Raw genomic sequence first — 1,461 nt, 5'->3', positions numbered from 1 at the left:
TTGCCCTCGACGCCCTTGAACCCGTTTCGCAGGAGGTCGGTCAGGTCCCAGCCAACGCAGTAGACCGACAGCAGGCTCAGGTCGTGGATATGAAGGTCGCCGTCGGCATGGGCCCGCCGAATCTCCGGCGGATAGATTTTATTGAGCCAGTATTCGGCAGTGACGTCTGATGAAATGTAGTTGTTGAGCCCCTGGAGGGAGTAGCACATGTTGCTGTTCTCTTTAATCTTCCAGTCCAGTTTGCGGATATAGTGCTCCACTAAGTCCACCTGGGCCTCGGTGGCAATGCGCCGGATCTGGGCATGCTGCTCCCTGTAGATGATATATGCCTTGGCTGTTTTATAATAGGGAGAGTCAAGCAGTACCCGCTCCACGATATCCTGAATCTCCTCCACCTCGGGGGTGGTGCCCATGCGAAGTTCATGGGCCAAGGTCAGGACCCGCAGGGTCATCTTCTTGGCGTCCCGTTCCCCGAATTCTCCGGAGGCTCGGCCAGCCTTGGCGATGGCTGCTGTGATTTTGGATGGGGCAAACTCGACAATTCGGCCGTCACGTTTTTTGATCTGCTCAATCACGGGCATCTCCTCGGCTGCAGCATTCGCTTTTAGTGGTTTAAAACGACGAAAAAAAGCCGCGGGCGGCATTTTTTTCAGGGTGTGCAACCCATCAAAAAAAATATGGATTCAGTGTGATTCCAGCCTCATGGACGACGAGGCGGTAATGGGGTTAATACAACAAGATGTTGTTGTCTGTCAAGGCGCTTTTTCCATATGTTGTGGCTCTGACCGTTTCGTCCACCGACGACCAACTGGTTGTGTTTGCTTATAAAACCAATCCGTGGAGGATCAATTCGGTATCGATTCCCCGTGAAAACGGGCAAGTTTTTCTTGAATGGCTGAAATAGGTATATGTTGTGCTAAAAGCTGCTTGACATACAATATGTTGTATGAGAAATTAATTCGTACGCTGGCTCGGCAGGGTTGCGGCATTGACTGTATCCATCGTTTTAACCCTGTTTGGTAGGTCCCCTTTTCCCCCGTGTGTCGTGCCGGCATTAAATCCGATTCGGGCAGGGTCCCGCATCTTAGAAACACCGAAGCCGCCACGTACCGGCGCTTGGTGTTTCTTTTTCCCTTAGAATCCGGAGTTGGATACTAACCGTTTTAAACCCTGATGTTTGCAAGCGGAACTATGGTTCTGGGTCCGGGCAGTAGGTTCGTAAACCGCTTACCCTTTTATGGAGTTGTGACAACCTATGGCACAGAAAGAGAAAATCCTCATCGTGGACGATGGTAACGTGGACTTGAACACCCACGTTTGGGATGACCAGGTCTTTTGCAAAAGCCTGATTGGCGCCAATGCCGTTAACAAGCGCCAGGCCAAAGAGATCGCCCGGTTCATTAGATCCACCATCGACCGTATGGACCTTCGACACATCTCTTCTCCGATGGTGGATGAGAT

2 protein-coding genes are annotated in these 1,461 nt (G+C 51.4%); one reads left to right on the top strand and one right to left on the bottom strand.

Annotated features, from left to right (window positions below):
* Positions 1 to 575: anaerobic ribonucleoside-triphosphate reductase (gene nrdD / locus ABYV26_RS25040; protein ID WP_372684065.1), on the bottom strand; the 575-nt coding region annotated here is incomplete at its 3' end.
* A 680-nt stretch (positions 576 to 1,255) separates the two neighbouring features.
* Between nrdD and ABYV26_RS25035 the strand changes: the two genes are divergently transcribed.
* On the top strand, positions 1,256 to 1,461 hold a 206-nt coding region (locus tag ABYV26_RS25035; protein ID WP_372684064.1), incomplete at its 3' end, for a hypothetical protein.

Source organism: Desulfosarcina sp. (genome assembly GCF_041551955.1).
Lineage (GTDB): Bacteria > Desulfobacterota > Desulfobacteria > Desulfobacterales > Desulfosarcinaceae > Desulfosarcina.
The sequence above is the reverse complement of the archived record's forward strand: the minus strand, read 5'-3'. Positions and strand labels throughout refer to the sequence as shown.